We start from the raw sequence: 26632 nt of genomic DNA, 5'->3' as shown, positions 1-26632 counted from the left end.
GGGGTGGCCCGCCGGCGACGGCTGTCGGCAACAGCTTCGATAGGTGAAACATGGGCAAGAAATTAAAGAATTCGGGACTGGTCGGATTGGGCGTGGTGGCCGGCATCGCGATCTCGCTGCAGTTTTCCGCCATGGCGCAAAAGCCGGTGGACCCGCCGCTGCCGCTGGAGGAGCTGCGCCAGCTGGCCGACGTGTTCGGCCTGATCAAGTCCGACTATGTCGAGAAGGTCGAGGACAAGAAGCTGCTGACCGAAGCCATCTCCGGCATGGTGGCCTCGCTGGACCCGCATTCCGCCTACCTGGACAAGAAGGCCTACGCCGAACTGCGCGAAGGCTCGCAGGGCAAGTTCGTCGGCCTGGGCATCGAGATCGGCCAGAGCGAGGACGGCTACATCAAGATCGTCGCGCCGATCGAGGATTCGCCGGCCTGGCGCGCCGGCATCAAGGCGGGCGACCTGATCTCGCGGCTGGACAGCACGCCGGTCAAGGGCCTGAGCCTGGACGAGTCGGTCAAGAAGATGCGCGGCGAGCCGCACACCAAGGTCAGCATGACGATCCTGCGCAAGGGCGAGGCCGAGCCGCTGGTGTTCAACATCACGCGCGAGGAAATCCACCAGAAGAGCGTCAAGGGCAAAATGGTCGAGCCCGGCTATGCATGGCTGCGCATCTCGCAGTTCCAGGAGCCGACCGTGGACGACCTGGCCGCCAAGATACTCGAACTGTACAAGCAGGACCCGAACATCAAGGGCCTGGTGCTGGACCTGCGCAACGACCCGGGCGGCGTGCTGCAGGGCGCGATCGGCGTGGCGGCGGCCTTCCTGCCCAAGGACGCGGCCATCGTCTCGACCAACGGCCAGCTGCCGGACTCCAAGCAGATCTTCTACGGCCGTCCCGAATACTACGCGCTGCGCAACGACGGCGACGCGCTGGCCAAGCTGCCGGCCGCGGTCAAGCAGGTGCCGATGGCGGTGCTGGTCAACACCGGTTCGGCGTCGGCGTCGGAGATCGTCGCCGGCGCGCTGCAGGACTACAAGCGGGCCGACATCATCGGCACCCAGACCTTCGGCAAGGGCTCGGTGCAGACCATCCGCCAGCTGACGGCCGACACCGCCGTCAAGCTGACCACGGCGCGCTACTACACGCCGAACGGCCGCTCGATCCAGGCCAAGGGCATCGTGCCCGACCTGGCGGTGGACGAGAACGCCGACGGCGACGGCCTGAACGCCTTGCGCACCCGCGAGGCCGACCTCGACAAGCACCTGAGCAACGACCGCGACCAGGAAATCGCCAAGAGCAAGCGCGACGAGCTGGAGGAGCAGCTGCGCATCGTGGCGCTGGAGAAGAAACGCAAGCCGCTGGAATACGGCAGCGCCGACGACTTCCAGCTGGCGCAGGCGCTCAACCACCTGAAGGGGCTGCCGGTGCAGCTGGCCAAGCCCGAGACCGCCGTGGTGCAGGCGGAAGTGGGCGTGAAGAAGGATCTGGCCAAGAAATAACATTTGGGGTCAAGTCTGACATTCGGACACGGGCTCTGCCGTAGCGCCCGCCGCGGACGAGCCCGTGTCCGAATGTCAGACTTGACCCCACCAAACTCAGCGGCGCCTCAAGGGCGCCGCTTTTATTTTCGCCTAACATGCAGCCATTGTGTAGAATTTGCGTCATTACTGGCGCAAGCCATTGCCTAATTTGAAAGTTTAAACATGAAACAAGCGGTCATCAGCGGTACCGGTCTCTTTACGCCAGCCCAGTCGATCTCCAACGAAGAGCTGGTGGAATCCTTCAACGCCTACGCAGAACAGTTCAACGCCGACCACGCCGCCGCCATCGCGGACGGCTCCGTCACGGCGCTGGAAATGTCCAGCGTGGCCTTCATCGAAAAGGCGTCCGGCATCAAGTCGCGCTATGTGATGGAAAAGAGCGGCATCCTGGATCCGACCCGCATGGTCTCGCGCATCCCCGAGCGCGCGGACGAGGAATTGTCGCTGCAGGCGGAAATCTGCGTGGCGGCGGCGCGCCAGGCGCTGGACCGCGCCGGCCGCGTACCGGCCGATATCGACATGGTGCTGGTGGCCTGCTCCAATATGCAGCGCGGCTATCCGGCCATGGCGGTCGAGGTGCAGGGCGCGCTGGGCATCGAGGGCTACGGCTTCGACATGAACGTGGCCTGCTCGTCGGCCACCTTCGGCATCCAGCAGGCGGTGGCGGCGGTGCAGAGCGGCCAGGCGCGCGCGGTGCTGGTGCTCAATCCCGAAATCACCAGCGGCCACCTGAACTGGCGCGACCGCGACAGCCACTTCATCTTCGGCGACGCCTGCACCGCGATGGTGATCGAGGCGGCCGACACGGCCAAGGGCACGCACCGCTGGGAGATCGTCGAGACCAAGCTCAAGACCAGCTTCTCGAACAACATCCGCAACAACTTCGGCTTCCTGAACCGCTTCGACGAATCGGGCATCGGCCAGCCGGACAAGCTGTTCCGCCAGCAGGGCCGCAAGGTGTTCAAGGACGTGTGCCCGATGGCCGCCGAGATGATCAAGACCACCATCGCCGGCGCCGGCCTGGAAGTGCCGCAGGTGAGCCGCTACTGGCTGCACCAGGCCAACCTGAACATGAACCTGCTGATCAGCCGCATGGTGCTGGGCCGCGACGCCGAGCCGGGCGAGGCGCCGGTGATCCTGGACACCTACGCCAACACCTCGTCGGCCGGTTCCGTGATCGCCTTCCACAAGCACTCGGACGACATGGCGCCCGGCCAGCTGGGCGTGATCTGCTCCTTCGGCGCCGGCTACTCGATCGGCTGCGTGGTGGTGCGCCGGATCTAAGCGCCGGCGACGCAGTCGTCCAGTTCCCGCTCGACGGCCGCGAATGCGGCCGTTGTCGTTTCCGGGCCGGAGGCGGTGGCCTGCACGGAGAGGAAGCTCAGGTTCTTCAAGCCTATCGTCGGCAGCAGCGCGCTCAGATAAGGCTCGAGGAAATCGGGCTGGCGGGCGCGCTCGCCGGTGCGGTAGCCGCCGGAGCTCACCGCGATGTACACGGGGCGATCCGCCAGCGTGCCGACCTTGCCCTCCGGCGTGACGTTGAAGGTGACGCCGATCCGCACCACATGGTCCAGCCACGCCTTCAGCACCGACGGCACCGTGAAGTTGTGCATCGGGGTGGCGATGACCACGCAATCGGCGTCGCGCAGTTCGGCGATCAGCCGCTCGGACAGCGCCTGCGAGGACGTGGCGCGCCCGCTGGCCGCCTTCGCGCCGCCGCCCAGCGCCGCCGCGTACTCGCCGTCGATATGCGGCAGCGGCTCGGCACACAGGTCGCGCGTGACGATCTGCGCGGCGGGATGCTGCGCCAGCAGACGGTCCATCACGCGCTGGGACAGGCGGTAGCTCACCGATTGCGGCCCGCGCGGACTGCAGGTGATGTGCAGGATCTTCATGCCGCACCCGCTTTCAGGAATTTACCGAAGCGCAGCGCGCCGGTCAGCAAGCCCTCGCGGAAGTAGAAGCGCTGCGCCAGCGCGTTGGCCATCCCGGTGTCGAGCACCAGCTTGACGCACTCCGCGCGCTCGCCGTAGGCCGTCAAGCGCTCCAGCAGCCGCGCGCCCCAGCGTTGGCCGCGCATCTTCTCTCCAGCCACCAGATCGTCGACGTACAGGAAGCGGCCGTACACCAGATTCTCCTGCAGGCGATAGCCGGCCAGCGCCACCACTTCGCCCTCGTCCCACGCCGCCAGGATGCGGTAGCCATGCTCGCGCATGCGCGTGACGCGCGCGACGAATTCCTCTTCGGTCTCCAGGTGCGGGCGCAGTTGCTTCATCACCGGATAGCAGGCGCGCAGCTGCTCAACCGTTTCCACATCCTTCAGTTGGTCGTCCATGAATGCTCCTTTTAAAACACCATCTTATGGCGGTAATGGCATAATCCACAGAGCCATAAAACGACATATCGACTAGGCCATGAAAACCAAACCAGATTTCCTCCAGCTCGACGACGACGCCGCCGAACCGCTCTACCGCCAGATCTACACCCGCTTCCGCAACGCCATCGCCGACGGCCTGCTGCTGCCGGACGCCCGCATCCCGTCGGCGCGCGCGCTCGCGCTGGAGCTGGGCCTGGCGCGCGGAACGGTGGAAGCGGCCTACTCTCTGCTTGTGGCGGAAGGCTATGTGGAGGCACGCGGCCAGGCCGGCACCGTGGTCACGCCCGCGCTGGCGCGCCACGCGGCGACGGCGGCATCGACGACCACAGCGCCGACGGCCCGCGCCCGGCCGGCACCCGCCAGCGCGTCTTCCTCGTCGGCGCTGGCGTCGCTGAACCGTCCGTTCCAAATGGGTCTGCCGGCACTGGACGCCTTTCCGCGCAAAGTGTGGGCGCGGCTGGCGGCGCGCGCGATCCGCGCCACGCAGCCGGACGACATGGTCTGCCCGCCCTACAGAGGCCAACCGGCGCTGCGCGCGGCCATCGCCACGTATCTGAACCTGTCGCGCGGCATTTTGTGCTCGCCGTCGCAGGTGTTCATCACCTCCGGCTACCGCAACACGCTGGAGCTGATCACACGCGCCCTGCTGCAACCGGGCGATGGCGTGTGGGTTGAAGATCCGGGCTTCCCGCCGACCAGCGAACTGCTCAAGCACGCCGGCATGACGCTGGCCCCGGTGGCGGTCGATGCGGAGGGCCTGGTGGTGTCGCACGGCGTGGCCACGGCGCCGCGCGCCAGGGCTGCCGTGGTCACGCCGGCGCACCAATGCCCGCTGTGCGTATCGCTGTCGCTGCCGCGCCGCCTTGCGCTGCTGGATTGGGCGGCGCAAGCCGACGCCTGGATCGTCGAGGACGACTACGACGGCGAATACCGCTACGCCAGCCGCCCGCTGCCGGCGCTGCAAAGCCTGGACCGCGACGGCCGCGTGCTGTACGCCGGCACCTTCAGCAAGGTGCTGTTCCCGGCGGTGCGGCTGGCCTACCTGGTGGTGCCGCCGGCGCAGGTGCCCCGCTTCGAACAGGTCAGCCAGACCTTCGGCAGCGGAGGGCCGATCCTGACGCAGACCATCGTCAGCGACTTTATGAACGAGGGCCACTTCGCCCGCCACATCCAACGCATGCGCCGCCTGTACGCCGAACGCCGACAGATCGCCGCGCAAGGACTGGACGCGGTGCTGGGCAAGCACCTGCGCATCGATCCGCAGCCGGGCGGCATGCACCTGATCCTGCGCATGAAGGGCCGCCACACCGACCGCGCCCTGGCCGAGCGCATGCGGCAGGACGGCATGGCGGCGCTGGCGCTGTCCGAGCGCACGATGCTGCCGCATGCGGCGTCGGCGCTGCTGCTGGGCTTCACCAACATCGAGACGCCGCAGCGGGCGCGCGAACTGGGCAAGCGGATACTCAGGCTGCTGTAAACATGGACTAGCCGGATAGCCCATTCTTGGCCCTTCACGACTGATCCATGCGCCGTCAGAATAGCGCTATTCGCAACCCGTCAAGGAACAGTCATGAGCAAGCGCCTCGAAGTATTCAAGCACGCACCGGAGGCCTACAAGGGCTTCACCGCCGTCAAGCACTACGTGCAGACCTGCGGCCTGCCGGCCGAACTGGTGGAGCTGGTCTACCTGCGCGTATCGCAGATCAACAACTGCGCCTTCTGCATCGACATGCACACCCGCGACCTGCTGAACCAGGGCGTCAAGATCGACAAGGTGGCGCTGGTGCAGGTGTGGGAAGAAGCGGCCGCGCTGTTCAGCGACAAGGAACGCGCAGCGCTGGCCTGGGCCGAAAGCGTGACCCGCGTCGCCCAGACCAATGTGCCGGACAGCGACTATCAAAAAGCGATCGCTGTCCTCAGCGAAAAAGAACTGTCCGATGTGACGGTGGCCGTGTCGCTGATGAACGCCTTCAACCGCTTCGGCGTCGCCATGCGGATGACGCCTGCGGCACTGGTCATGTAATCGCCACGGGCATGATTGTGCTACGCTAGGGTTCATCCACCCTGGCAGGAGCCCCGCACGCATGCCCCACAATATCAGCCTGATCACCACCATCGCGGCCGCACTGGGTTTCGGCCTTTTGTTCGGCTACCTCGCAACGCGCCTCAAGCTTCCGGCGCTGGTGGGCTATCTGGCTGCGGGCATCATCATCGGCCCCGCCACGCCAGGCTTCGTGGCCGATACCGCGCTGGCCGGGCAGCTGGCCGAAATCGGCGTGATGCTGATGATGTTCGGCGTCGGCCTGCACTTTTCCCTCGACGATCTCTGGGCCGTGCGGCGCGTGGCGCTGCCGGGCGCCGTGCTGCAGATCGCGGTCGCCACCGCGCTGGGCATGGCGCTGGCGCACTTCTGGGGCTGGAGCCTGGGCGGCGGGCTGGTATTCGGCCTGGCGCTGTCGGTGGCCAGCACGGTGGTGCTGCTGCGGGCATTGGAGGAGCGCGGCATCCTCGATAGCTTCAACGGCCGCATCGCGGTCGGCTGGCTGGTGGTGGAGGACCTGGTGACGGTGCTGGTACTGGTGCTGCTGCCGGCGTTGGCCGGTTCGCTGGGCGGCACTGCGGTGGACAGCCACGGCGCCGCCGCCACGGGAGAGACCAGCCTGTGGACCACGCTGGCCATCACGCTGGGCCAGGTAGGCGCCTTCATCGCGCTGATGCTGGTGGTCGGCCGCAAGCTGTTCCCGTGGATCTTGTGGCAGGTGGCGCGCACCGGCTCGCGCGAGCTGTTCACGCTGTGCGTGATCGCCGCCGCTGTCGGCATCGCCTATGCGTCGACGTACTACTTCGGCGTCTCCTTCGCGCTTGGCGCTTTCTTCGCCGGCATGGTGCTGCGCGAATCCGAACTGGCGCACCGCGCCGCCGAGGAGTCTTTGCCGCTGCGCGACGCGTTCGCGGTGCTGTTCTTCGTTTCGGTCGGCATGCTGTTCGAGCCGTCGATATTGGTCGAGCAGCCGCTCAAGCTGCTGGCCGTGGTGACCATCATCGTGGTCGGTAAATCGGTGGCGGCCTTCCTGCTGGTGCTGCTGCTGCGCTACCCGGCCAAGACGGCGCTGATGGTGTCGGCCAGCCTGGCGCAGATCGGCGAGTTCTCCTTCATCCTTGCGGCGCTGGGCCTGTCCCTGGGCCTTATGCCGGCCGAAGGGCAAAGCCTGATCCTGGCCGGCGCCATCATCTCCATCGCGCTCAATCCGGTGGTGTTCCGCGCCACCAAGCCGTTGGAGCGCTGGCTGGGCAGGAACGTGGCGCTGGCGGCCAAGTTCGAGCGCCCCGCCGATCCGCTGGCCGAGCTGCCGGCGTCAGTGCCGCAAGAGCATCTGGCGGGACAGGTCGTGCTGGTCGGCTATGGCCGCGTGGGCCGGCGCATCGCCGCGGCGCTCGCCGAGCGGGGCATCCCCTTCGTGGTGGCCGAGCAGAATCGCGAACTGGTGGACCAGCTGCGCAAGGAAGGCGCGCATGCGGTGGCTGGCAACGCGGCCGAGCCGGCGGTGCTGATCCAGGCGCACATCGCGCGCGCCGCGATGCTGGTGATCGCCACGCCGGACACCTTCCACGTGCGGACCATGATCGAGACCGCGCGCGCGCTCAACCCCAACATCAAGACCGTGGTGCGCACGCACAGCGACGAAGTGGCGGAACTGCTGCGCGGCGAACGCGCGGGACAGATTTTCATCGGCGAACAGGAGCTGGCAAAGGGAATGACGGAATTCATACTGACCAATATGACCAAGAGCGGAGGCCACCATGCTCACTAGGCGCGCATTGATGCGCTGCGCTGCGGCGCTGCCGTTGTCCATCGTCATTGCCGGCGCCGATGCTTCGGCGGCGCGCGTGCGGCTGGAGTTCCACAGCGCGTTCCTGATGAACCTGCACCACTTCCTGTTCAACCTTGGCGTGCACCCGGAGCAGCTTGAAAAAGTCAGCTGGACGGCCGCGCCATCGGCCGACGAGATGGCGGCGCTGCGCAACGCGGTCGCCCACTATCGCGACAACTACGCCAAGCGCGACCTGCTATTCGATGAGCTGATGACCTCCATCAAAACCGCCTTGAGCGTGGCCGACACGCAGCGCGAGGCCAGCGGCCTGGCGCTACCGCCGCAACTGGCGGTCACGCTGGACGGCATCGCGCCGATGTACGCGCGCTGCATCTGGGCGCAGCAGGACGCCAGCAACCAGCAATGGATAACCGAAGCGAAGCGGCTCGATGCGCGTTACGGAGCCGAGGCCCAGGAAGGCATCGCCCGCTATCTGCAGGCGCCCTTCCCGCTCACGCCGATCCGCATCGACATCGTGGTGGAAACCGGCAAGCGCCAGGGCGCCTACACGGGCACGCAGGCGGTGATCCCCAGCGGACGCCCCAGCTATCAGGGCCTGGCGTCGTTGGAGATGGTGTATCACGAAATTTCGCACATCGCCTCGACAGATAAGCTGGAGGAGGCCATCGAAGCGCGCCTCAAGGCCACGCAGCGCAAGCCCGATTCGGACCTGTGGCACGGAGTGCAGTTCTACACCGTCGGCACCGTGGTGAGGGATGCCTACAAACGCGATGGCATCACCTACGAACATTACGCCGACAAGGGCGGCCTGTTCAAAGGCTATTGGTCGCCGTTGCTGCAGCCGATAGAGAACGAATGGCGCCCCTACATGAACGGCAAGCAGACCTTCGACCAGGCAGTGGCCCGCATGGTGGACCAACTGCCCGCCGGATAAGGCGCCTTACAGGCTGACCGCCAGCTCCGCGCCTTCCTTGATGGCGCGCTTGGCGTCCAGCTCCGCGGCCAGCGCGGCGCCGCCGATCTTGTGGAAGCGCGGCCATTGAGCATTGGCCTTGACTTCCTCTTCCGACGGCATCAACTCGGTCAGGCTGTCCTGCCCCGCGCAGACCACCACGTTATCCACCGACAGCAAGCGCTGTTCGCCGGCGATGGTCACGTGCAGGCCCTGGTCGTCGATGCGGTCATACTGCACGCCGGCCAGCATCACCACGCCGTTGCGCGCCAGGACGGCACGGTGCACCCAGCCCGAGGTCTTGCCCAGGCCCGCGCCCAGCTTGGACGTCTTGCGCTGCAGCAGATACAGCTGGCGTACCGGCTCCGGCGCGGAGACGGTCGTCAGGCCGCCCGGCGCGTCGCCCTTCATGTCCACGCCCCACTCCTTGGCCCAGACATCCAGCGCCAGCGGCAGCGGGTGTTTGGGATCGTGCAGCAGATACTCGCCCACGTCGAAACCGATGCCGCCCGCGCCGATGATGGCCACGCGCTTGCCAACCGGCGCCTTGTTCTGCAGGACGTCGATATACGACAGCACCTTCGGATGGTTGATACCCTCGATCGGCGGACGGCGCACCTTGATGCCGGTGGCAACCACCACGTCGTCGTAGCCGTCGGCGATCAGCTGCTCGCGCGTGACGCGCACGCCCAGCTTGACCTTCACGCCGGTCAGTTCCAGCTTGCGGCGGAAGTAGCGGATGGTCTCGGCGAATTCCTCCTTGCCCGGTATCTGCATGGCGATCTTGAACTGGCCGCCGACGCTGTCGCTGGAGTCGAACAGGGTCACGTCATGGCCGCATTCCGCCGCCACCGTGGCCGCCGACAAGCCGGCCGGCCCGGCGCCGACCACCGCCACGCGGCGCTTCTTGGCCGCCGGCGCGTAGACCAGCTCCGTCTCGTGGCAGGCGCGCGGGTTCACCAGGCAGCTGGCGCGCTTGTTGGAGAAGGTGTGGTCCAGGCATGCCTGGTTGCAGCCGATGCAGGTGTTGATTTCGTCGGTGCGGCCCTGCGCCGCCTTGACGACGAAGTGCGAATCGGCCAGGAAGGGACGCGCCATCGAGATCATGTCGGCGTCGCCGCGCTGCAGGATGCCCTCCGCCTCGGCCGGCATGTTGATGCGGTTGGACGCCACCACCGGTATCGTCACCTCGCGGCGCAGGCGACCCGCCAGACTGGCGAAGGCGGCGCGCGGCACCGAGGTCACGATGGTCGGCACGCGCGCCTCGTGCCAGCCGTAGCCGGAATTGAGGATGGTCACGCCGGCGTGCTGCAGGGCCTTGGCCACGGCCACCACGTCCTCCCAGGTGTTGCCGCCGTCGACCAGGTCGAGCAGCGAGTGGCGGTACATGATGATGAAATCATGGCCCACTTCCGCGCGGATGCGCTTGACGATTTCCACCGACAGCCGCATGCGGTTCTCGATGCTGCCGCCCCAACGGTCGGTGCGCAGGTTGGTGCGCGCGCACAGGAACTGGTTGAGCAGATAGCCTTCGCTGCCCATCACTTCGATGCCGTCGTAGCCGGCGTCGCGCGCCAGTTTGGCGCAGCGGGCGTAGTCGCGGATGGTCGATTCGATGCCGGCCTCGGTCAGCGCGCGCGGCTTGAACGGCGAGATCGGCGATTTCTTCTCCGACGCCGACACCACGAAGGGCTGGTAGCCGTAGCGGCCCGCGTGCAGGATCTGCATCAGGATCTTGCCGCCCTCCTCGTGCACCGCGCTGGTGACGCGGCGGTGGTTGATCACGTCGCCCTTGAAATTGAGCGTTCCGCCGAAGGGTAGCAGCCATCCGGAGCGGTTGGGCGAGATGCCGCCGGTGACGATCAGCCCCACGCCGCCGCGCGCACGCTCGCGGTAGAAGGCGGCCAGCTTGCCGTAGTTGTAGAAGCGGTCCTCAAGACCGGTGTGCATGGAGCCCATGACGACGCGGTTGCGCAGCGTCGTGAAGCCAAGATCGAGGGGGGCCAGCAGGTGTGGGTATGGTGAAGTTGTCATTATGGTTGTTAGAGTCTGACGTAACGATGCCCGCATTAAAACGCAATTCTCTAGACCTGGGCTTCTAAAGTCCCGGCATCCGCTCCCGAATTTGGCCGAGGGTGCGGTAGCGCTCTTGTATTCTGCCACCCTTTCCCTTACGCTGGAACGATGATGCGATTCCTTTTGTTTTTGTTGTTAGGTGTGGCCGCCCCGGTGATGGCGCAAGCACCTAGGCTTGAATTGCCCAAGCTGGAGGTGTCGGTCAACCGGGTGGAGCTCGATGCGCTGCACATGTACGAAGTGGACGCCACCGGCACGGTGGCGGCGCCACTGCCTAAGGTATGGCGCATCCTCACGGGTTACGAGCGCATGGCGGAATTCGTGCCGGACATGGAATCGTGCCGGGTTTTGTCCCGCAACGGCAATGAGGTGATCGTCGAACAGTTCGGCGTGGCGCGTTTCCTGTTCATGTCCAAGTCCATCCACCTGATCGTGCGCGCGACCGAGCAGCCGATGTCGTCGATCGACATCTCGCTGATCTCCGGCGACATGAAGCACTACGAATCGCATTGGGAATTGATACCGGTGCCCGAAACCGGCGGCACCAAGGTGGTCTACAGCGGCAAGCTGATACCGAACTTCTACGTGCCCGGCATCCTCGGCGCGAAGATGATACGCGGCGATATCGAGCGCATGATGAACGCCGTGCTGGCGCGCCTCGACCGCCGCGAGGACGTCAAATAATCACGCCAGATAGGTGTCGCGGTCGCGCAGCTCCGCGAAGTTTTCCAGGCTGCCGATCTTCACCAGCACCGGATTGAGGCTCAGCTTCGCCTGCATGGCGCGCCAGGCGAACTGCCATTCCTGCTCCTGCGCTTCGGCCGCGGTCTTGGTGAAGGCCGCGCCCAGGGCGGCGCGGGTGCCGTATTCGACGGCGCCGTCGATGCCCGCCCAGCTGGGCAAGGTGCGCTGCACCGCGCGGTGCAGGCGTTCGCCGAATTCCTCGGTGTTGTGGATGACCAGGCAGCTGTCCGACGAGAACAGCTCGAACAGCTTGCGGTCCCAGACTTTGGAGAAGCTCAGGGTCAGGCAGCTGGAGGCCGGGGTCAGGATGAACTGGCCCTGCGTCAGCGCCAGCTCCAGGTCTTCGCGCACGCCGTAGCGGTACAGGGTCGGAGGGCGTTGGTAGTCGTGCATATCGGTACTCTATTCTTTACAAAGTTATTTGATCGGGCGGCGCACATGGCGGTGCGAGCGCATCGCCGCCGATGCAATGAAGATCTCGCGCAGCAGGTAGTAGAAGCTGCCGATCAGGGCCAGCATCGCCACCACGAACATGCCCGCGATGTACTTATCGAGCGAGATGTTGGTGATATCGCCCCAAAACAGCATCGCGATCACCAGGCAAATCAACAGCCCGCAGGCGGTCGACAGCGTGATCGAGACGTTGATCAGGTGCGATCTTCGGTAGAGCACATCGAGTTCGTTCAGATAGACGTCGCTGTAGCCGATGTCGAGCCGGTCCTCCAGCACCCGCGAACGGTCGATGATGCGCGCCAGGCGGTTGGTCAGCACAACCAGGTTGGTGCAGACGCCCGTCAGCAGGAACACCGGCGCGATCGCCAGCTGGATGATGTGGCCGATATCGCCGACTTGTATATTCATGGATGCGTAGAAACTGGAATTAACGATAGTGTATCAGCCCGCGCCGGGTGCGGGCCGATTCCGCGCCGGCTCAGGCAAATCCCCGGCCCTGCTTGAACTGTTCCGTGGCGCCCACCAGCGCGCGCGAGATGCCCTTTTCCATGGCGCCGTGCCCGGCGTCCGGCACCATGTTGAGCACCGATCCGGGCCAGGCCTGGTGCAGCCGCCAGGCCGACACCGGCGGGCAGATCACGTCGTAACGGCCCTGCACGATCACCGCCGGCAGGTGGGCGATGCGGTCGACGTTGCGCAGCAGCTGGTCCTCGCTGAAGAAGCCCAGGTTGGCCATGTAGTGCGATTCGAGCCGGCCCACGCCCAGGTCCAGCGTGTCGGACGGCGGATCCTCGGCCTGCGGCAGCAGGAACACCCGCCGCCCTTCGAAGCGGCTCCAGGCGCGCACCGCTGGCCAGTGGACGGCCGGATCGTCGCTCATGATGCGGTCGACGTAGGCCTGCAGCAGGTTGCCGCGTTCGGCCGGCGGGATGGGCGCGACGAATTCGGCATGCACCTCGGGATGGAACCATTGGGCGCCGTGCAGGAACCAGTCGATTTCGGCCTGCGTGCACAGGAAGATGCCGCGCAGGATGAAGCCCAGGCAGCGCTCGGGATGCGCCTGGCCGTAGGCCAGCGCCAGCGTCGAGCCCCAGGAGCCGCCGAACACCAGCCACTGCTCGATGCCGCACATGACGCGCAGGCGCTCGATGTCCGCGACCAGCAGCTCGGTGGTGTTGTTGCGGCACTCGCCCAGCGGCAGCGACTTGCCGGCGCCGCGCTGGTCGAACAGGATCACGCGGTACTGGGCGGGATCGAAGAAGCGGCGGTGCTGCGGCGACAGCCCGGCGCCCGGCCCGCCATGCAGGAACACCACCGGTATGCCCTGCGGATTGCCGACTTCCTCCCAGTAGATGGTGTGCAGGTCGTCGACCGCCAGCATGCCGTGGCGCGACGGCAGGACGGGCGGAAACAGGGGCGAGGTCGGGTCGAACATGGCTATCCTTTAAGCATCGATAGCAGATTGTACGAAAAAAAAGCCAGGATCGCGAACGATCCTGGCCCGGGGCTAGAACAGCATGCCGCTCAGGACATGTGCTGGCCGCCGTTGATGGCGATATTGGCGCCGGTGACGAAGGCTGCTTCGTCCGACGACAGGTAGGCCACCAGGCCCGCCACTTCTTCCGGCTTGCCCAGGCGGGCCATCGGAATCTGCGGAATGATCTTGGTGTCGAGCACCTCCTGCGGGATCTCCATCACCATCTTGGTGCCGATGTAGCCCGGCGAGATGGTGTTGACGGTCACGCCCTTGCGCGCCACTTCCAGCGCCAGCGCCTTGGTGAAGCCGTGCATGCCGGCCTTGGCGGCCGAATAGTTGGTCTGGCCGAACGCGCCCTTCTGGCCGTTGACCGACGAAATATTGATGATGCGACCCCAGCCGCGTTCCACCATGCCGTCGCACACCGGCTTGGTCATGTTGAACACGGAATCGAGATTGGTGGCCATGACGGCGTCCCAGTTCGGTTTGTCCATCTTCTTGAAGGTCATGTCGCGGGTGATGCCGGCGTTGTTCACCAGCACGTCGATCGGACCGATATCTTTCTCGATCGCGGCGACGCACGCCTGGGCCGAATCGTAATCGGCCACGTCGCACGGGTATGCGCGGAAATTAAAGCCCTGGTCGCGGGTAGTTGCGAGCCATTGCTCGACCTTCGGATTGCCAGGGGAATACGTGGTGACTACGCAATAGCCCAGTGCCGACAGTTTGAAACACACTGCCTCGCCCAAGCCACCCATGCCGCCGGTTACTAATGCAACTCTTGCCATTTTCGTCCCCTCTTAAATTGACACCAAAAATCATCTGACACCGCGCCGGGACCCGCCCGGCGCGGCACTACTGCTGCGGATGCTACGGATACGGAATCGCTTACGCGCGCTCGATCGCCAGCGCCACGCCCATGCCGCCGCCGATGCACAGCGAGGCCAGGCCTTTCTTGGCGTCGCGGCGCACCATTTCGTGGATGAGCGTGACCAGGATGCGGGCGCCGGATGCACCGATCGGGTGACCGATGGCGATGGCGCCGCCGTTCACGTTGATCTTGCTGGTGTCCCAGCCCATTTCCTTGTTCACGGCCACGGCCTGGGCGGCGAAGGCTTCGTTGATTTCCATCAGGTCCAGGTCGTCCGGGGTCCAGCCGGCCTTTTTCAGGCACAGCCTGGTGGCCGAGACCGGGCCCATGCCCATGAAGGCAGGGTCCAGGCCGGACGAGGCGTAAGCCTTGACCTTGGCCAGCACGGTCAGGCCCAGTTCCTTGGCCTTGGAGGCGGACATCATGATGACGGCGGCGGCGCCGTCGTTCAGGCCGGAGGCGTTGCCGGCGGTTACCGTGCCGTCCTTGGCGAAGGCCGGACGCAGGCCGGACAGCGCTTCGATGGTCGAGCCGGGTTTGACGTATTCGTCGCTGTCGAACACGATGCTGCCCTTTTTCTGGACGATTTCCAGCGGCAAAATCTCATCCTTGAACTTGCCGGCCTTTTGCGCCGCTTCCGCCTTCAGCTGCGAGTTCAGCGCGAACTCGTCCTGCTCGGTGCGGGAAATCTCGTATTTCTTCGCGACGTTCTCGGCGGTGGTGCCCATGTGGTACTGGTTGTAGGCGTCCCACAGGCCGTCGACGATCATGGAATCGACCATCTTGAAGTCGCCCATGCGGAAGCCGTCGCGCGAACCGTTCATCACGTGCGGCGAGGCGCTCATGTTTTCCTGGCCGCCGGCAATGATGATCTCGGCGTCGCCCGCCTTGATGGCCTGGGCCGCCAGGTGGGTGGCCTTCAGGCCGCTGCCGCACACGTGGTTGATGGTGAAGCCGGGTATGGTGTTCGGCAGGCCGGACTTGATGACGGCCTGGCGCGCCGGATTCTGGCCGACGCCGGCGGTCAGCACCTGGCCGAGGATGGCTTCGCTGATCAGGTTGGGATCGATACCGGTCTTGGCCAGCAGGCCCTTGATCACGTGTGCGCCCAGTTCGGAAGCCGGCGTCTTCGCCAGGCTGCCGCCGAATTTGCCGACACCAGTACGGCCAGCGGCCACGATAACTACATCATCCATTTGACTCTCCAATGCGCCGGCCGGGGCCGGCTTAGTTTAGCAACAACGCGAACTTCGATAATACGCTTCGACGGCTGGGCCGTGCTGGGTTTCGATGGTGCGTCGCCGCGAGAACTTTCCCGAGGCATGGCAGGATTTCTCTAGCAGCATCCGTGCCAACAACCATCAGTTGTCGGGCACCCATCGTAAGCGTCGCACATCGTGGCATCTTTGACATGCATCAAACCCAACTCAATCATTTTGAAGAAACAGTATCAATCTGTCACGATAATAATTTGATACCGTCCAGGGTGCTGGCGCACTGTTCCCGTATCACGTTGACGAAGTCCAGCACGTAGGCCTTTTGTTTCTGCGCTTCCGGCACGGAGACGAACAGATCGCTCCACAAGCCCTGCTCGCCGATCGGCTTGGCGATCACGTAGTCGTAGTCGACATAGTTCTTGATCGCCCAGTTCGGCAGCGCGGCGATGCCGCGGCGGCTGGCCACCAGCTGCAGCACCGCCACCGTCAGCTCGGCGGTGCGGCGCTCGTAGCGGATGTGGGCCGGCTGCAGCACTTCGCGGATCAGGTCGATGCGGGTTTCCGGCACCGGGTAGGTGATCAGGGTTTCGCCCTCGAAATCGGCCGCCAGCAGGCGGCGCTGGGCCGCCAGGCGGTGTTTCTGCGCCATCACCACCAGGATTTCAAAGCGGAACAGCGGGAAGGTGGCGAACTCCGGGCCGTAGGCCGAGCCGATCACCAGGTCGGCGGCGCCGCTGCGCAGCAGCTCGGCCGGCTCGCTGTGAAAGCCCGAGACCAGATCGATTTCCACCTCCGGCCAGCGCTTGCGGAATTCATCCATCACCGGCATCAGCCAGTCGAAGCAGGTATGGCATTCGAGCACCACGCGCAGCTGGCCGGTGTCGCCCTGAGTCAGGCGCGCCACCTCGCGCTCGGCCGCCTCGATTTCCGGCAGCAGCAAGTCGGCGAGCTTGAGCAGCCGGGCGCCGGTGGCGGTGAACCCGATCGGCACGGATTTTCGCTCAAAAAGCGGCCCGCCGTAGCGATCCTCCAGCAATTTGATCTGATGTGACAGGGCCGACTGCGTCAGGTTCAGCAGTTGCGCGGCGCGCACCAGGCTGCCGGCGGAGCGGAGGGCACTCAGAGTGCGCAGGTGACGTATCTCTAGCATGGTCTATTAAATTTTTTCATGTGAAGCCGCAAAATCTTTCGTTTTGATTATAGACCGGATTGCCGCACACTTTATATCACCAATATTAAATGCGGATGACATCAAAATGACAACATCGAATAAACCCATCCAAAGCCACATCCCGGGCTTTCCGCGCATCGGCGCGGCGCGCGAGCTGAAGTTCGCGCTGGAGGCGAATTGGCGCGGCGAGCTGCCGGAAGCCGGCCTGGAATCGGTCGGCCGCGACCTGCGCGCCCGCCACTGGGCGCTGCAACAGCAGGCCGGGCTGGACTTCGTCACCGTCGGCGATTTCGCCTTCTACGACCAGGTCGCCAACCACATCCAGCTGCTGGGTTGCGAGCCGGCCCGCTACGGCTTCACGGCCGGACAATCGCAGCTGAGCCGCTACTTCGCCATGGCGCGCGGTAACGGCGGCAACAGCGAACCGGCCGCCTGCGGCCACCACCACGCGCAAGACGACGGCCACGCACACGCCTCGGCCGCGCTGGAAATGACCAAATGGTTCGACACCAACTACCACTATCTGGTGCCGGAGTTCACGGTGGAGACCGCCTTCTCGCTGGCCTGCGAGCGCCTGTTCGACGAAGTGGCCGAGGCGCAGGCGCTGGGCCACGCGGTCAAGGCCGTGCTGCTGGGGCCGTTGAGCTTCCTGTGGCTGGGCAAGGCCAAGGATGCCGGTCTGGATCGCCTCAGCCTGCTGGACCGGCTGCTGCCGGTCTACGGCCAGGTGCTGGACCGCCTGAAGGCGCAGGGCGTGCAATGGGTGCAGATCGACGAGCCCATCCTCGGCCTCGACCTGCCGTCGCCGTGGCGCGGCGCGTTCGAGAACAGCTACTGGCAGCTCAACCAGGTCGGCGTGCCGCTGCTGCTGGCGACCTATTTCTCGCCGCTGGAGGAAAACCTGAGCCTGGCGTGCCGCCTGCCGGTGGCCGGCCTGCACGTGGACGGCGTGCGCGCCCCGCATGAACTGACCAGCATCGCCGACTGGCTGCCGGTGCACAAGGTGCTGTCGGTCGGCATCGTCGATGGCCGCAACATCTGGCGCACCGACCTCGACGCGGCGCTGGCCACGCTGGCGCCCATCGCGGACAAGCGCGGCGGCAAGCTGTGGCTGTCGACCTCGTGCTCGCTGCTGCACGTGCCGTTCAGCCTGGCAGCCGAAACCGCGCTCGAGCAGGAAATCCGCTCGTGGCTGGCCTTCGCCACCGAAAAACTGGACGAGCTGTACGTGCTCAAGCAGGCGCTGCAGGGCAACCACGACGCCGCCACCGTCGACGCGCTGGACGTCTCGCGTGCCGCCATCGCCAGCCGCCGCGCCAGCCCGCGCGTGCACCAGGACGCCGTGCGCGAGCGCATCGCCGCCCTGCCGGCCGACGCCGACCGCCGCCATGCACCGTTCGCCCAGCGCCAGGCCGAGCAGCGCGCCCGCTTCCGGCTGCCGGCCTTCCCCACCACGACCATCGGCTCCTTCCCGCAGACGGCCAGCATCCGCGCCGCCCGCGCCGGCTTCAAGCGCGGCGAACTGAACGCCGGCGACTACGCCGCCAGGATGCGCGAGGAAATCGCCGACGCCGTGCGCCGCCAGGAAGACCTGGGCCTGGACGTACTGGTCCACGGCGAGGCCGAGCGCAACGACATGGTCGAATATTTCGGCGAACAGCTGGACGGCTTCGTCTTCACGCAGCTGGGCTGGGTGCAATCGTACGGCTCGCGCTGCGTCAAGCCGCCCGTCATCTACGGCGACGTCAGCCGCCCGAAAGCCATGACGGTGGACTGGACCGTGCACGCGCAAAGCCTGACCGGCAAGCCGATGAAGGGCATGCTGACCGGCCCCATCACCATCCTGCAGTGGTCCTTCGTGCGCGACGACCAGCCGCGCGCGCGCACCGCGCTGCAGATCGCGCTGGCGATCCGCGACGAGGTGGCCGACCTGGAGCGGGCCGGCATCGGCATCATCCAGATCGACGAGCCGGCCGTGCGCGAGGGCTTGCCGCTGCGCCGCGGCCGCTGGGACGAGTACCTGGACTGGGCCACGCGCGCCTTCCGCGTGTCGGCCAGCGCGGCGGCCGACGGCACGCAGATCCACACCCACATGTGCTACGCCGAGTTCAACGACATCCTGCCGCAGATCGCCGCCATGGACGCCGACGTCATCACCATCGAGACCAGCCGCTCGGACATGGAGCTGCTGAACGGCTTCGGCCGCTTCCGCTATCCGAACGAGATCGGCCCCGGCGTGTACGACATCCACTCGCCGCGCGTGCCGGGCCAGGCCGAGATGGTGCGGCTGCTGCGCAAGGCCAGCGCGGTGATCCCGCCGGACCATCTGTGGGTCAATCCGGATTGCGGACTGAAAACCCGCGGCTGGGCGGAGACCGAAACCGCGCTGCGCAACATGGTGGCCGCGGCCCATCAGTTGCGTGAAGAGCACGCGATCTACTAAGCCCCGCACTGGCGGCGGCCTGCCGGGTCGCCGCCATCCCGCATTTTTACTGGCCCAGTACGGCGCCAGCCCTCCCCATCCGCCCTTTTCCACAGTAAAATGCTCGTGCCTGCGCATGCGCGCGAGGTTAACCCTCTAATACTGTCGCCCATGTCCAAGAGCCTGTTTCAAAAGCCCATAGAAATTAAAATTTCCACCGTAGTCGCCGTCTCCGCCATCCTGTCCACGCCAGACCGGCTGGCGCTCGACGCCGCGCTGGCCGAAATGACCGGCGGCACCACCGATTTCTTCGAAGACGACCTGACCGTGATCGACGTCGCCGCCCTGCCGGCCGGCAGCGCGACTATCGACTGGGCCGGCATCATCGCCCTGTTGAAGAAATACCGTCTGAACCCGGTCGCCGTGCGCAACGCGCCGCCGTCCATGGCCGCCGAGATCGCCGCCCACGGCCTGAGCATCGAAACCGCGGCCAGGCCGCGCGACGAGCAGGACGCGGCGCCCGCGCCCGCCAAGCCGGCGCCCGCCCCGGCAGCTGCAGCACCAGCCCCGGCCGCCGCGCCGGCCGAAGGCTTCCCCGGCAACGCCGGCGTGATGATCATCGACACCCCGGTGCGCGCCGGCCAGCGCATCTACGCGCGCGGCTGCGACCTGATCATCACCGCCGTGGTCAACAACGGCGCCGAGATCATCGCCGACGGCAGCATCCACGTGTACAACACGCTCAACGGCCGCGCGCTGGCTGGCGCCTCCGGCAACGCCGAGGCGCGCATCTTCGCCATGACGATGTCGCCGGAGTTGGTGTCGATTGCCGGCGTGTACCGCACTTTTGAAGACGGCTTCCCGGCCGAGTATGCGCGTTCTCCTGCGCAAATTCGCTTGGTCGGCGACCGAATCGATATACTATCTGTCAATTCTGCAAACCGCGCTTGACTAGCAACTCTCTGAAAAGGACTTTTTTGTGGCGAGAATTATTGTTGTAACGTCCGGTAAGGGCGGTGTCGGTAAGACGACTTCCAGCGCCAGCTTCTCCACCGGCCTGGCCATGCGCGGTCATAAAACCGCGGTGATCGACTTCGACGTCGGCCTGCGCAACCTCGACCTGATCATGGGCTGCGAACGCCGCGTGGTGTACGACCTGATCAATGTGATCAACAAGGAGGCATCGCTGACCCAGGCGCTGATCAAGGACAAGCACTGCGACAACCTGTTCATCCTGCCGGCATCGCAGACGCGCGACAAGGATGCGCTGTCCGAGGACGGCGTGGAAATCGTGCTGCACGAGCTGATCAACATGGGCTTCGAATACATCATCTGCGATTCGCCGGCCGGCATCGAGCACGGCGCGCTGATGGCGCTGACCTTCGCCGACGAGGCCATCATCGTCACCAATCCGGAAGTGTCGTCGGTGCGCGATTCGGATCGCATCCTCGGCATCATCCAGGCCAAGTCGCGCCGCGCCCAGACCGGCGGCGAGCCGGTCAAGGAGCACCTGCTGATCACCCGCTACTCGCCCAAGCGCGTGGAAGCGGACGAAATGCTGTCGTACGAAGATGTGCAGGAAATCCTGCGCATTCCACTGATCGGCATCATTCCGGAATCGGAATCGGTGCTGCACGCGTCGAACCAGGGCAATCCGGCGATTCACTTCAAGGGCACCGATGTTGCGGAAGCCTACGAAGATGTGGTGTCGCGCTTCCTCGGCCAGGAATTGCCGTTGCGCTTCACCAACTACGAGAAGCCTGGCCTGCTGCAGCGTATTTTCGGGAGCAAGTAATCATGGCCCTGCTTTCTTTCCTGTTCCCGCAAAAACCTAAAACCGCCACCGCGGCCAAGGAGCGGTTGCAGATCATCATCGCGCGCGAGCGCAATGGCCGCAGCGGTCCCGACTTCCTGCCGGCGCTGCACAAGGAGCTGATCGAGGTGATCTCGAAGTACACCAAGGTCAACGCCGACGACATCAAGATCTCGCTGGACCGCCAGGGCAACCTGGAGGTGCTGGACGTGAACGTGGTGCTGCCGGACGCCTGAGCGGCGGCGCTCACAACGGCCGGCCGACGCCGGCCGTGACCAGTTCCTGCGCCACCTTGGCGCAGGCGTCCACATGCTGGTAGCCGATCCGGCTGAAGGCCACGAAGCCTATCCCGGCCGAGGCCAGCTGCCCGGCAAACGGCACCAGCTTGCCCGCCTGGCGCGCCACCGACTTCATGCCGGAGCGGCGCAGCAGCTGCAGCACCACTTCCCGCGTCACCAGCTTCCCCACCAGCATGCCGCCGACGCCGACTGCGGCCTCGTAGGCGATCAGCCGGAACTCCGGGCGCATGCGCTCGATCTGCTGCGCCGTCAGGCCGAACGCCTGGTTGATGTCGTCGATCAGGCGCGCGAACAGGCGCAGGTCGGACACCACGTCCAGCCCCGGGATCGGCACCGCCGCCACGCCGGCCGACACCATCGCGCGCCGCCGCACCAGCTTGCGGCAACGTTCGCGCACCGCTTCGATGTCGCGGGCGCTGCCCGGCACCAAGGTCCAATTTGTGTCTTTTTTCAGTCCCATGCGTACTCCCGGCTCCGGCTGAACATTCTTTCCTTTTTTCAACTTCTTCATTGAATTCAACGTTTTTCCAGTGTACCGTGTAATGGTTGTGCGAGTGCGCGCAGTGTTTTATCGAGTTGTCTCCAAGTAAATATTAGTGTCTCAAGAAAAATAATTAGCTATTTTGCTAACTTTTTTTGTAAATCTCTGTTATATTTGAAGTGACTTCTCCTTAACATTTTCCTACAGGCAGTTGTATGCGAATCGCCGTACTTGACAATGACCGTGGCCAAGCCGATCTGATCTGCCAGGTGCTGACCTCGGCCGGCCATATCTGCCACAGTTTTCAGAGCGCCAAGGACGTGCTGGCACAACTGCGCAAGGACAGCTACGACATGCTGATCCTCGACTGGCAAGTGGTCGATCTGGGCGGCGCGGAAGTGTTACGCCGGGCCCGCGAAAAGCTGCCCGACAACGCCCCGGTGCTGTTCCTCACCACCAGCTCGGGCGAGGACGATATCGTGGCCGGCCTGGCCGCCGGCGCCGACGATTACATGATCAAACCGCTGCGCCGCAGTGAAATGGTTGCTCGCGTGCAAGCGCTGCTGCGGCGCGCCTATCCGGCCCAGAACGGCGCCGAGCAATTGCAATTCGGTCAATACGTGTTCGAGACCCGGCCCGGCCGCTTGTTGATGGACGGCATCGTTTTGGACGTCACCCACAAGGAGTTCTACCTGGCGCTGTTATTTTTCCGCAACATCGGACGGCCGCTGTCGCGCGCCTACATCCATGAGGCGGTGTGGATACGCGAGACCGCCGTGCCCTCGCGCACCATGGACACCCACGTTTCGCGCGTGCGCAACAAGTTGCAATTGAAGCCGGAAAACGGCTTCCGCCTGGTGCCGGTCTACAGTTACGGCTACCGTCTGGAAAAACTGGGGGCCTGACCGGGCCGCCGCTATGGCCGGTATGCAGCCTGGGCTATGGGCAGGCACCGGCAAGTCAGGGATACAACACGGTATAATGTCCGCTAAATCAACGCACGGACCCGAAATGCAGCTGCTCGCCGTCGGCCTCAACCACAACACCGCCCCTGTCTCGCTGCGCGAGCGGCTGGCGTTCGCCCCTGAGCAACTGGGCCAGGCGGTGATGGCGGCGCGTTCCTGGTTCGAGCGCATCGACCATCGCGGCAGCGACGAGGCGGCCATCCTGTCGACCTGCAACCGCACCGAGCTGTACGCGGCCAGCCGCGTGCCCGATTCGCTCGACGCCGGCGCCCACTTCCTGGCCGATTTCCACCAGCTGAACTACGCCGAGCTGCGCCCGCACCTGTACCTGCTGCCGCAGCACGACGCCGTGCGCCACACCTTCCGCGTCGCCTCCGGGCTCGACTCGATGGTGCTGGGCGAGACGCAAATCCTCGGCCAGATCAAGGACGCGATCCGCACCGCCGACGAGGCGGGCGGCCTGGGCACCTATCTGCACCAGCTGTTCCAGCGCTCGTTCTCGGTGGCCAAGGAAGTGCGCAGCACCACCGAGATCGGCGCGCACAGCGTGTCGATGGCGGCCGCCGCCGTGCGCCTGTCGCAGCGCATCTTCGACAAGATCGCCGAGCAGAACGTGCTGTTCATCGGCGCCGGCGAGATGATCGAGCTGTGCGCCACGCACTTCGCGGCACAGAACCCCAGGAGCATCACCATCGCCAACCGCACGCTGGAGCGCGGCGAGATCCTGGCGCACCGCTTCGGCGGCCGCGCCATCCGCCTGGCCGACCTGCAGGACAAGCTGCACCAGTACGACATCGTCATCTCCTGCACCGCCTCGTCGCTGCCGCTGATCGGCCTGGGCATGGTGGAGCGCGCGATCAAGGCGCGCCGCCACAAGCCGATGTTCATGGTCGACCTGGCCGTGCCGCGCGATATCGAGCCGGAAGTGGCCCGCCTCAACGACGCCTTCCTGTACACCGTGGACGACCTGGGCAAGGTGGTCCAGACCGGCATGGAAAACCGCCAGGCCGCCGTGGCCCAGGCCGAGGCCATCATCGAAACCCGTGTGCAATCGTTCATGCACTGGATCGACGACCGCGCCGTGGTGCCCGTCATCCAGAGCCTGCAGGAAAACGGCGAGGCGCTGCGCCAGCTGGAGCTGGAGCGCGCGCGCAAGATGCTGGCCAAGGGTGAGGACATCGACGCCGTGCTGGAAGCCCTGTCCAAGGGCCTGACCGCGAAGTTCATGCACGGCCCGCAGCAGGCGCTGCACCGTGCGCAGGGCGAGGAACGCGCCCATCTGGCCGAGCTGCTGCCGCAGCTGTTCCGCGGCCGCCGTTAGCGCCACTGCCTTGCCCGCGCGCGCCACGCCGCCGCGCACTCTCCGCCGCCACGACGCGGCGTCTGCCTCAACCCCCGATACGAATACCGAATACGCTATGAAACCATCCATGCTGGCCAAGCTCGATCAACTGGCAAACCGCCTGGTCGAACTCGATGAATTGCTGATGTCCGAAGGCGCCACCAATAACATGGACGCCTACCGCAAGATGACGCGCGAGCACGCCGAACTCGGCCCGCTGGTGGCGCTGTACAAGTCCTACCAGGAAGCCATCGGCGACCTGGCCGCCGCGCAGGAGATGCTGGGCGATCCGGAGATGAAGGACTTCGCGCAGGACGAGATCGAGGCGGCCAAGGCCCGCCTGGCCGAGCTGGAGCTGGAACTGCAGAAGATGCTGCTGCCCAAGGACGCCAACGACGAGCGCAACATCTTCCTGGAGATCCGCGCCGGCACCGGCGGCGACGAGTCGGCGCTGTTCGCGGGCGACCTGCTGCGCATGTACACCCGCTTCGCCGAGCGCAACCGCTGGCAGGTGGAGGTGGTGTCGGAATCGCCGTCGGACCTGGGCGGCTACCGCGAGGTGATCGTGCGCCTGATCGGCAACGGCGTGTATGCCAAGCTGAAGTTCGAATCGGGCGGCCACCGCGTGCAGCGCGTGCCGGCCACCGAGACCCAGGGCCGCATCCACACCTCGGCCTGCACGGTGGCGGTGATGCCGGAGGCGGACGAGGTGGAGGACGTCAACATCAACCCGGCCGACCTGCGCATCGACACCTACCGCGCGTCCGGCGCCGGCGGGCAGCACATCAACAAGACCGATTCGGCCGTGCGCATCACCCACCTGCCGACCGGCATCGTGGTCGAGTGCCAGGACGACCGCTCGCAGCACAAGAACAAGGCGCAGGCCATGAAGGTGCTGGCCGCGCGCATCAAGGACGTGCAGCTGCGGGAGCAGCAGTCGAAGGAGGCGGCCACGCGCAAGAGCCTGATCGGCTCGGGCGACCGCAGCGAGCGCATCCGCACCTACAACTACCCGCAGGGCCGCATGACGGACCACCGCATCAACCTGACCTTGTACAAGCTGGACTTCATCATGGACGGCGACCTGACCGAGCTGACCAACGCGCTGGCCGCCGAGCACCAGGCCGAGCTGCTGGCGGCGCTGGGCGACTAAGCCGAAGTTAACACCTGCCTAAGGCTGAAGCGACAACTTTGTGCGAGAATTGCCCGCTACTCCCAACGCCATCGAATCGGACCACCCATGATACACACGCGCTCCCTGCTGCTGTCCATCGCCCTCGCCTGCTTCGGCCTGATCGGCGTCGCCCTGTATTTGCAGCACGGCCTGGACATGCTGCCCTGCCCGTTGTGCGTGATCCAGCGCTACCTGTTCATCGCCATCGGCATCTGCTGCCTGTTCGGCGCCTACGGCAAGCCCAGGCTGGGCGCCGGCCTCGGCCTGCTGGCCGCGCTGGGCGGCCTGTACACCGCCGGCAAGCACCTGTACGTGCTGGCCCACCCCGGCCTGTCGTGCGGCATCGATCCGATGGAAACCTTCCTCAACAAAATCCCCACCGCGACCTACCTGCCCTTCCTGTTCAAGGCCGACGGCCTGTGCGAGGACGCGCTGGCACCGTGGTTCGGCCTGTCGATCCCGCAGTGGTCCTTCCTGTGGTTCGGCCTGTGCACGCTGGGCCTGGCCTGGCTGCTGATCCGCCGCGCGCGCTGATGATCGCCGACCTGAGCGCCATCGCCGCCGGCGTCACCCTCGGCGCGCTGCAAGTGCAGTCGCTGCTGGACCCGCTGGACAACCGCGTGCTGCTGTGCCACGCGCTGGGCCTGTCGCGCGTGAGCCTGATCACCCAGTCCGAGCGCGCGCTCGACGCCGAACAGGCCGCGCGCTTCGCCGCGCTGGTGCAGCGCCGCCTGGCTGGCGAGCCGGTCGCCTACATCGTCGGCCAGCGCGAGTTCTTCGGCCTGCCGTTCGAGGTCAACGGCGCCGTGCTGATCCCCCGTCCCGACACCGAACTGCTGGTCGAGCTGACCTTGGACCGCCTGCCGCCGCAAGGCCGCGTGCTCGACATGGGCACCGGCAGCGGCGCCATCGCCGTGGCGCTGGCGCACAGCCGGCGCGACGCCGCCGTCACCGCGCTCGACGTCAGCCCGGACGCGCTGGCCGTGGCGCGCCGCAACGCCGCCGCCAACGGCGTCCACGTCAACTTCCTGCAGAGCGACTGGTACGCGGCGCTGCAAGGCCAGCCGCCATTCGACGTGATCGCCTCCAACCCGCCCTACATCGCCAGCGGCGACCGCCACCTGTCCGAGGGCGACCTGCGCTACGAACCACCCGGCGCGCTGACCGACCACGCCGACGGCCTGTCGGCGCTGCGCACCATCGTGGCCGGCGCCGCCGCCCACCTCAAGCCGCAAGGCTGGCTGCTGATGGAGCACGGCTACGACCAGGCCGCCGCAGTGCGGCAGCTGTTATCCGACCAGGGCTACAGCGAGGTGCAAAGCTGGACCGACCTGGCCGGCATCGAGCGCGTCACGGGTGGGCGCGCGCGCTGACGCCTTTTCCTCATCTGCGGTATTCTGGCTTTCGGCCCCCTTCCGGCGGTATTT

At 65.7% G+C, this 26632-nt stretch carries 26 protein-coding genes; 16 read left to right on the top strand and 10 right to left on the bottom strand.

What is annotated here, in order from left to right; all coding sequences use genetic code 11:
• The first annotated feature begins 50 nt into the window (after window positions 1-50).
• The gene (locus AC07WS_RS02440; RefSeq protein ID WP_494727551.1) at window positions 51-1496 is read left to right on the top strand and encodes a S41 family peptidase; all 1446 of its coding nucleotides are present in this window, start codon (window positions 51-53) and stop codon (window positions 1494-1496) included.
• Window positions 1497-1700: 204 nt separating this feature from the next.
• A complete protein-coding gene (locus AC07WS_RS02435; RefSeq protein WP_494727550.1) occupies window positions 1701-2822 on the top strand; it encodes a beta-ketoacyl-ACP synthase III in 1122 nt (373 codons plus the stop codon).
• On the opposite strand, the gene AC07WS_RS02430 is transcribed toward AC07WS_RS02435, so the two are convergent.
• A complete protein-coding gene (locus AC07WS_RS02430; protein ID WP_494727549.1) occupies window positions 2819-3433 on the bottom strand; it encodes an FMN-dependent NADH-azoreductase in 615 nt (204 codons plus the stop codon). The two genes, AC07WS_RS02435 and AC07WS_RS02430, sit on opposite strands and share 4 nt — an antisense overlap.
• Window positions 3430-3873 carry a GNAT family N-acetyltransferase gene (locus AC07WS_RS02425; RefSeq protein WP_494727548.1) on the bottom strand — a complete coding sequence of 148 codons (444 nt, stop codon included), beginning with the start codon at window positions 3871-3873 and terminating at the stop codon, window positions 3430-3432. The genes AC07WS_RS02430 and AC07WS_RS02425 overlap by 4 nt, the downstream gene beginning before the upstream one ends.
• Before the next feature lie 79 nt (window positions 3874-3952).
• Here AC07WS_RS02425 and pdxR point away from each other — a divergent pair, with 79 nt between their 5' ends.
• From pdxR to AC07WS_RS02405, 4 genes are all read left to right on the top strand, one after another.
• Window positions 3953-5392, top strand: a complete 1440-nt coding sequence (pdxR, locus tag AC07WS_RS02420) for a MocR-like pyridoxine biosynthesis transcription factor PdxR (RefSeq protein WP_494727547.1) — start codon at window positions 3953-3955, stop codon at window positions 5390-5392.
• A gap of 93 nt (window positions 5393-5485) precedes the next feature.
• A complete protein-coding gene (locus AC07WS_RS02415; protein ID WP_494727546.1) occupies window positions 5486-5938 on the top strand; it encodes a carboxymuconolactone decarboxylase family protein in 453 nt (150 codons plus the stop codon).
• 61 nt (window positions 5939-5999) lie between these two features.
• Window positions 6000-7727 (top strand): cation:proton antiporter domain-containing protein, encoded by a 1728-nt coding sequence (locus tag AC07WS_RS02410; RefSeq protein ID WP_494727545.1) that lies wholly within the window; start codon window positions 6000-6002, stop codon window positions 7725-7727.
• Complete coding sequence (locus AC07WS_RS02405) at window positions 7717-8682, top strand: hypothetical protein (RefSeq protein ID WP_494727544.1); 966 nt, start codon at window positions 7717-7719, stop codon at window positions 8680-8682. Before AC07WS_RS02410 ends, AC07WS_RS02405 begins: the two co-directional genes overlap by 11 nt.
• A gap of 6 nt (window positions 8683-8688) precedes the next feature.
• Here the strand turns inward: AC07WS_RS02405 and AC07WS_RS02400 are convergent, their stop codons facing one another.
• On the bottom strand, window positions 8689-10734 hold the full coding sequence (locus AC07WS_RS02400) for an oxidoreductase (RefSeq protein WP_494727543.1): 2046 nt from the start codon (window positions 10732-10734) through the stop codon (window positions 8689-8691).
• A gap of 153 nt (window positions 10735-10887) precedes the next feature.
• Between AC07WS_RS02400 and AC07WS_RS02395 the strand changes: the two genes are divergently transcribed.
• Window positions 10888-11460 (top strand): SRPBCC family protein, encoded by a 573-nt coding sequence (locus AC07WS_RS02395; protein ID WP_494727542.1) that lies wholly within the window; start codon window positions 10888-10890, stop codon window positions 11458-11460.
• On the opposite strand, the gene AC07WS_RS02390 is transcribed toward AC07WS_RS02395, so the two are convergent.
• From AC07WS_RS02390 to AC07WS_RS02365, 6 genes are all read right to left on the bottom strand, one after another.
• On the bottom strand, window positions 11461-11913 hold the full coding sequence (locus AC07WS_RS02390; RefSeq protein ID WP_494727541.1) for a hypothetical protein: 453 nt from the start codon (window positions 11911-11913) through the stop codon (window positions 11461-11463). It lies immediately after the preceding gene.
• 24 nt (window positions 11914-11937) lie between these two features.
• Window positions 11938-12381: a DUF2721 domain-containing protein gene (locus tag AC07WS_RS02385; protein ID WP_494727540.1), complete on the bottom strand. Its 444-nt coding sequence runs from the start codon at window positions 12379-12381 to the stop codon at window positions 11938-11940.
• A gap of 70 nt (window positions 12382-12451) precedes the next feature.
• On the bottom strand, window positions 12452-13408 hold the full coding sequence (gene pip / locus AC07WS_RS02380) for a prolyl aminopeptidase (protein WP_494727539.1): 957 nt from the start codon (window positions 13406-13408) through the stop codon (window positions 12452-12454).
• 89 nt (window positions 13409-13497) lie between these two features.
• Window positions 13498-14238 carry an acetoacetyl-CoA reductase gene (phbB, locus tag AC07WS_RS02375; protein ID WP_008443632.1) on the bottom strand — a complete coding sequence of 247 codons (741 nt, stop codon included), beginning with the start codon at window positions 14236-14238 and terminating at the stop codon, window positions 13498-13500.
• 100 nt (window positions 14239-14338) lie between these two features.
• A complete protein-coding gene (locus AC07WS_RS02370) occupies window positions 14339-15517 on the bottom strand; it encodes an acetyl-CoA C-acetyltransferase (RefSeq protein ID WP_494727538.1) in 1179 nt (392 codons plus the stop codon).
• Window positions 15518-15779: 262 nt separating this feature from the next.
• Window positions 15780-16688 (bottom strand): LysR family transcriptional regulator, encoded by a 909-nt coding sequence (locus AC07WS_RS02365; RefSeq protein ID WP_494727537.1) that lies wholly within the window; start codon window positions 16686-16688, stop codon window positions 15780-15782.
• Window positions 16689-16794: 106 nt separating this feature from the next.
• Here AC07WS_RS02365 and metE point away from each other — a divergent pair, with 106 nt between their 5' ends.
• The 4 genes from metE (at window position 16795) to minE (ending at window position 21180) form a co-directional block, all read left to right on the top strand.
• Complete coding sequence (metE, locus tag AC07WS_RS02360; RefSeq protein ID WP_494727536.1) at window positions 16795-19152, top strand: 5-methyltetrahydropteroyltriglutamate--homocysteine S-methyltransferase; 2358 nt, start codon at window positions 16795-16797, stop codon at window positions 19150-19152.
• Window positions 19153-19302: 150 nt separating this feature from the next.
• A complete protein-coding gene (gene minC / locus AC07WS_RS02355; protein ID WP_494727535.1) occupies window positions 19303-20082 on the top strand; it encodes a septum site-determining protein MinC in 780 nt (259 codons plus the stop codon).
• A 28-nt stretch (window positions 20083-20110) separates the two neighbouring features.
• Window positions 20111-20926: a septum site-determining protein MinD gene (gene minD / locus AC07WS_RS02350; RefSeq protein WP_117012471.1), complete on the top strand. Its 816-nt coding sequence runs from the start codon at window positions 20111-20113 to the stop codon at window positions 20924-20926.
• Window positions 20927-20928: 2 nt separating this feature from the next.
• Complete coding sequence (minE, locus tag AC07WS_RS02345) at window positions 20929-21180, top strand: cell division topological specificity factor MinE (RefSeq protein ID WP_008443622.1); 252 nt, start codon at window positions 20929-20931, stop codon at window positions 21178-21180.
• Window positions 21181-21190: 10 nt separating this feature from the next.
• Here the strand turns inward: minE and AC07WS_RS02340 are convergent, their stop codons facing one another.
• Entirely contained in the window at window positions 21191-21703 is a 513-nt protein-coding gene (locus tag AC07WS_RS02340) for a hypothetical protein (protein WP_494727534.1), read from the bottom strand.
• Between the two features lie 236 nt (window positions 21704-21939).
• Between AC07WS_RS02340 and AC07WS_RS02335 the strand changes: the two genes are divergently transcribed.
• The 5 genes from AC07WS_RS02335 to prmC all read left to right on the top strand — a co-directional run bounded on the left by AC07WS_RS02335 (window position 21940) and on the right by prmC (window position 26578).
• Complete coding sequence (locus AC07WS_RS02335) at window positions 21940-22629, top strand: response regulator transcription factor (protein ID WP_117012469.1); 690 nt, start codon at window positions 21940-21942, stop codon at window positions 22627-22629.
• Window positions 22630-22735: 106 nt separating this feature from the next.
• Complete coding sequence (gene hemA / locus AC07WS_RS02330; RefSeq protein WP_494727533.1) at window positions 22736-24010, top strand: glutamyl-tRNA reductase; 1275 nt, start codon at window positions 22736-22738, stop codon at window positions 24008-24010.
• A gap of 97 nt (window positions 24011-24107) precedes the next feature.
• Window positions 24108-25184 (top strand): peptide chain release factor 1, encoded by a 1077-nt coding sequence (gene prfA, locus AC07WS_RS02325; protein WP_494727532.1) that lies wholly within the window; start codon window positions 24108-24110, stop codon window positions 25182-25184.
• Window positions 25185-25271: 87 nt separating this feature from the next.
• Window positions 25272-25739: a disulfide bond formation protein B gene (locus AC07WS_RS02320; protein ID WP_494727531.1), complete on the top strand. Its 468-nt coding sequence runs from the start codon at window positions 25272-25274 to the stop codon at window positions 25737-25739.
• Complete coding sequence (prmC, locus tag AC07WS_RS02315) at window positions 25739-26578, top strand: peptide chain release factor N(5)-glutamine methyltransferase (protein WP_494728036.1); 840 nt, start codon at window positions 25739-25741, stop codon at window positions 26576-26578. Before AC07WS_RS02320 ends, prmC begins: the two co-directional genes overlap by 1 nt.
• Window positions 26579-26632: the final 54 nt, after the last annotated feature.

It is taken from the genome of Duganella sp. GW821-FHT01E12, from assembly GCF_059422325.1.
The sequence above is the reverse complement of the archived record's forward strand: the minus strand, read 5'-3'. Positions and strand labels throughout refer to the sequence as shown.